General features: G+C 75.2%; 5 protein-coding genes. All 5 read left to right on the top strand.

The annotated features are described in order from the left end of the window. Positions 1-468 (top strand): cell envelope integrity protein TolA (gene tolA, locus ACFHYO_RS03500; protein ID WP_512700644.1); only part of this gene is annotated, 468 nt, incomplete at its 5' end. A 130-nt stretch (positions 469-598) separates the two neighbouring features. After that, entirely contained in the window at positions 599-1,927 is a 1,329-nt protein-coding gene (gene tolB / locus ACFHYO_RS03495) for a Tol-Pal system beta propeller repeat protein TolB (protein WP_394318420.1), read from the top strand. A 53-nt stretch (positions 1,928-1,980) separates the two neighbouring features. Further along, positions 1,981-2,511, top strand: a complete 531-nt coding sequence (locus tag ACFHYO_RS03490) for an OmpA family protein (protein ID WP_036705447.1) — start codon at positions 1,981-1,983, stop codon at positions 2,509-2,511. After that, positions 2,511-3,578 (top strand): tol-pal system YbgF family protein, encoded by a 1,068-nt coding sequence (locus ACFHYO_RS03485; protein WP_394318418.1) that lies wholly within the window; start codon positions 2,511-2,513, stop codon positions 3,576-3,578. Before ACFHYO_RS03490 ends, ACFHYO_RS03485 begins: the two co-directional genes overlap by 1 nt. After that, positions 3,568-4,568: tRNA lysidine(34) synthetase TilS (gene tilS / locus ACFHYO_RS03480; RefSeq protein ID WP_394318416.1), on the top strand; the 1,001-nt coding region annotated here is incomplete at its 3' end. The genes ACFHYO_RS03485 and tilS, both read left to right, overlap by 11 nt.

The following is a 4,568-nucleotide window of genomic DNA, read 5'->3' as shown; positions in this document are numbered from 1 at the left end:
GCCCGCGAGGAGGCCGAGGCGCCCCGCATCGCGCCCGACGAGCCCGACGCCCTGACCCAGGCGCTCGAGGAGGCGCTGGGCCCGACCCCGCCCGGCGCCGGCGCGGATGGCGGCGGCGGGCGGGCGAGCGCCGGTCCGCCCCTCTCGCGCGGGGAAAAGGACGGGCTCAGGATGCAGATCGAGGCCTGCTGGAACATCGGCTCGCTGTCGCGCGACGCGCAGCGGACGGCGGTGACGGTCGCCTTCGAGATGACCCCCGCGGGGATGCCCGATGCCGAGACCGTGCGGCTGGTCGGCGCCGAGGGCGGCTCGGACGCGGCCGCCGCGCAGGCCTTCGAGGCGGCGCGCCGGGCGATCCTGCGCTGCGCGCTGCAGCAGGACGGCTATCGCCTGCCGGCCGAGAAATACGTCCGCTGGCGCGAGATCATCATCGAGTTCCGCCCCCAGGGCGGGGCGCGGATCCGCTGACCGCATGGCCGAAAGCACAGCCCGCCCCGCATGGCGCCGGGCCGCAAACGAGATTAAGGAGACGCGCATCATGACCCTCGCCCAGATGACCCCGCGCCTGCCCGTCCTGTCCGTGGCCCTCGCCGCGCTCATGGCGCTGCCGCCGCTCACCCCCGCGCTGGCGCAGGATGCGGTGCCCGCCGCGGGGCTCGCTGCCGACGAGGACCAGGGCCCGCTCAGGATCGAGATCACCGGCGGCCAGGTCGAGCCGATGCCGATCGCCGTGGTGCCGTTCTTCGACGAGGGCGGGGCCGGGACGCTCGCCGCCGACATCCAGCGGGTGGTGACGGCGGACCTGACCGGCACCGACCTCTTCCGCGAGATCCCCGAGGATGCGCAGGTGGCCCGCCCCGAGGGGTTCGAGGCGCCGGTGGCCTATCCCGACTGGCGGGCGGTCAACGCCGAGGCGCTGGTGACGGGGGCGGTGGCGCTCGACGGCGACAACGTCACGGTGAAGTTCAAGCTCTACGACGTGTTCTCGGGTCAGCCGCTCGGCGACGGGTTGCAGTTCGACGCCCCCCGCGCGGGCTGGCGGCGCGTGGCCCACAAGGTCGCCGACCAGATCTATGCGCGGATCACAGGCGAGACCGCCTATTTCGACAGCCGGGTGGCTTTTGTGTCGGAAACCGGGCCCAAGGACGCGCGCCTCAAGCGCATCGGGATCATGGATTACGACGGCGCCAACCCGATCTGGGTGACGGATGACGCCGATCTCGTCGTCTCGCCCCGCTTCTCGCCGGATGGCGAGCGGCTGCTCTACACCAGCTTTTCCAGCGGGATGCCGCAGATCATGCTGATGGACGTGGCCACCGTGCAGTCCCGGCCGCTGAAGATGGAGGCGGGGACGATGAGCTTCGCCCCGGCCTTCTCGCCCGACGGGCGCTGGATCGTCTATTCGCGCGAGAAGGGCGGCAACACCGACCTGTGGCAGATGGACGTGGCGACCGGCGCCGAGCGGCCGATGGTCGAGACGCAGGCGATCGAGACCTCGCCGAGCTTCAGCCCGGACGGCCGCCAGATCGTCTTCGAAAGCGACCAGTCGGGCGCCCAGCAGATCTACGTCATGCCCGCAGACGGGTCCGGCGAGCCGCAGCGGATCAGCTTTGGCGAGGGCAGCTACGGCACGCCCGCGTGGTCGCCCAAGGGCGATCTCATCGCCTTCACCAACCAGAACGGCGACAATTTCCACATCGGGGTGATGCGCCCGGATGGCACGGAAGAGAAAATGCTGACTGAATCGTTCCTTGACGAGGGCCCGACTTGGGCCCCCAATGGCCGTGTGGTGATGTTCACGCGGCAGACTCCGGGCGGGGACGGGGTGTCGAGGCTGCATTCCGTGGACGTGACGGGGCGCAACATGCGCCCGCTGGATATCGAGGGCGCGGCGTCGGACCCCGACTGGGGGCCGCTGCTGCCATGAGCAATCGGTCGGGCGACGGGCCGCGGCGACCGCAGAGGGGCGTGGGTGAGATGATGAACGGGTTTCGGATCGGGGCTGCGGCCGCGGCGCTGGCATTGCTCGGGGCCTGCGCCCAGCCGCCCGCGCCGGTGGTCGTCGCCGACCCCTACGCCGGCACCGCCGGCGGCCCCGCCCGCTACACCGGCGAGGTGCGGGGCGGCAACCTGCCCGGCACCGCGACCGCGGCGGATTTCATCCGCACCGCGGGCGACACGGTGATGTTCCCCGAGAACGACGCCACGCTCGACGGCACCGCCCGCGCGACGCTGGTGCGTCAGGCCGCGTGGCTCAAGCAGAACGGCAGCTTCTCGACCGTGGTCGAGGGCCATTCGGACGAGAAGGGCACCCGCGAATACAACCTCGCCCTCGGGGCCCGCCGGGCCGGGGCGGTGCAGGAATACCTCGTCTCGCAAGGGGTCGAGGCCGGGCGCATCCGCACCAGTTCCTACGGCAAGGAACGGCCGGTCGAGGTCTGCTCGACCCCCGAATGCCAGGTCAAGAACCGCCGCGCCGTCACCATCGTCTCGCCCGGCGCCGGCGTCTGATGCGGCGCGCGCTGGTCCTGTCCGCGGTGCTGTCGGCACTCGCGTGGCCCGCGGCGGCGCAGACGGCTGCCCCCGCAACGCCTGCGCCCGCGGCCCCCGCTGTGGCGGCCGAGGGGCGGACGCTCGCCGACCTTCGCGCCGACCTCAAGGCGCTGGCCGCCGAGTTGAAGGCGCTCAGGGCCGAGCTGAACACCTCGGGCGCGGCGGGTTTTCAGGCTGCGGGCGGCGACAGCGCCATCGACCGGATGAACGCGATGGAGCGTGACCTCGCCCGCCTCACCGGCGAGGCCGAGCGGCTGCGCAAGCGCATCGACCAGGTGGTGCGCGACGGCACCAACCGGATCGGCGACATCGAGTTCCGCCTTTGCGAGATGGAGGACGGCTGCGACCTCGGCGCGCTGACCACGCCGACGCTGGGCGACCAGTCGGCGGGGACGGGCGGAGCCTTGGGCGGGGTCGTGGGCGGCCCCGTGGCCGCGGCAGGGCCCGCGACCGGGCACCCCGCCGGGGCCGATCCGGTCACGCCCTCCGCCGGCGTGCCGCTGACGGCCGCGGAACGGCGCAGCTTCGAGGCCGCGAGCGCGGCGATGCAGCAGGGGGACTTCCCCCGCGCCGCCGAGCTATTCGCCGCCTTCGCCCGCACCCACGCCGACAGCCCCGCCGCCGCCGAGGCGCAGTTCCTGCGCGGCGCGGCGCTCGACAGCGCGGGCGACGCCAAGGGGGCGACGGCCGCGTGGCTTTCGGCCTTTGCCGCGGCGCCGACCGGGCCGCGGGCGGCCGACGCGCTGCTGGGCCTGTCCCGCGTGGCGGCCGTCGGCAAGGCGCCGAGCGCCGGCTGCGTCTATCTGACCGAGCTGACCACCCGCTTCGCCGGCACCCCGCAGGCCGACGAGGCCGAGCGCCGCAGCTCCGCCGCCAACTGCGCCGCGGCGATGCAGGGCGACCCTGCGGCCATGCCCCCGGAGGCCGACGCAGGCCCCGCCACCGACCCCGCCGCCGAGGCCGGTGCCGACCCCGAGGCCAGCGCCGACCCCGAGGCTGCGGCCGACCTCGCCGATGGCGGCTGACCCCGCGGGGGGAACGGATCCGCTCGGGCCCGCCGACCCGGAGGAGGCCGTCCGCGCCGAGCTCGACCGCCTCGCCGGGGCGCTGCCCGGGCTGGGGCTGGCGGTCTCGGGCGGCAGCGATTCCACCGCACTCCTGCACATCGCCGCGCCGTGGGCGCAGGCCCGGGGCGTCCGGCTGGCCGTGGCGACGGTCGATCACCGCCTGCGTTCCGGTTCGGGCGACGAGGCCGCTGCCGTCGCCCGCGCCTGTGCTGCGCTGGGGTTGCCGCACCGGGTGCTCGTCTGGGACCACGGGGGGCGGGCGCCGGCGGGCAACCTGATGGCGGCGGCGCGGGCGGCGCGGCTGCGGCTGCTCGCCGACTGGGCCGACGGGGCGGAGCTGGGCGCGGTGGCGCTGGGCCACACGATGGACGATCAGGCCGAGACGCTGGTGATGCGGCTCGGGCGCGGGGCGGGGCTCGATGGGCTCTCTGGCATGGCCGCCGCGCGCCGGCAGGGCGGGACGCTGTGGCTGCGCCCGATGCTGGGGGTCCGGCGGGCGGCGCTGCGAGACTGGCTGACCGCCCGCGGCCTGGGGTGGAGCGACGATCCCACCAACGACGACCCGGGCTTCGACCGGGTGCGGGTGCGGCAGGCGATCGCCGCGCTCGACCTGCCGGTGCCGGGGCTGGCGCGTTCGGCCGCGTGGCTGTCCGAGGCGCGGGCGGCGCTCACCGACCACGCCGCCACCGTGGCCGAGGGGGTAGAGGCCGATCGCGGGATGCTGCTGCTGCCGCCCGCGGTGCTGGCCCAACCGGCCGAGACGCGCCGCCGGCTGATCGCCGCCGGGCTGCGCTGGGTCACCGGGGCCGACTACGCCCCCCGGGGCGACGATCTGTCGCGGCTGCTGGTGGCGCTGGCGGCGGGCGCCCCCGCGACGCTCGCCGGGGTCATCGCCCGCCCCCGCGCGGACGGGGTGGCGCTGCTGCGCGAGCCTGCCGCCGCGGCCCG

Source organism: Paracoccus panacisoli (assembly GCF_042435015.1).
In the GTDB taxonomy this organism is placed as follows: domain Bacteria; phylum Pseudomonadota; class Alphaproteobacteria; order Rhodobacterales; family Rhodobacteraceae; genus Paracoccus; species Paracoccus panacisoli.
This window is presented reverse-complemented; position numbering and strand designations above follow the sequence as displayed.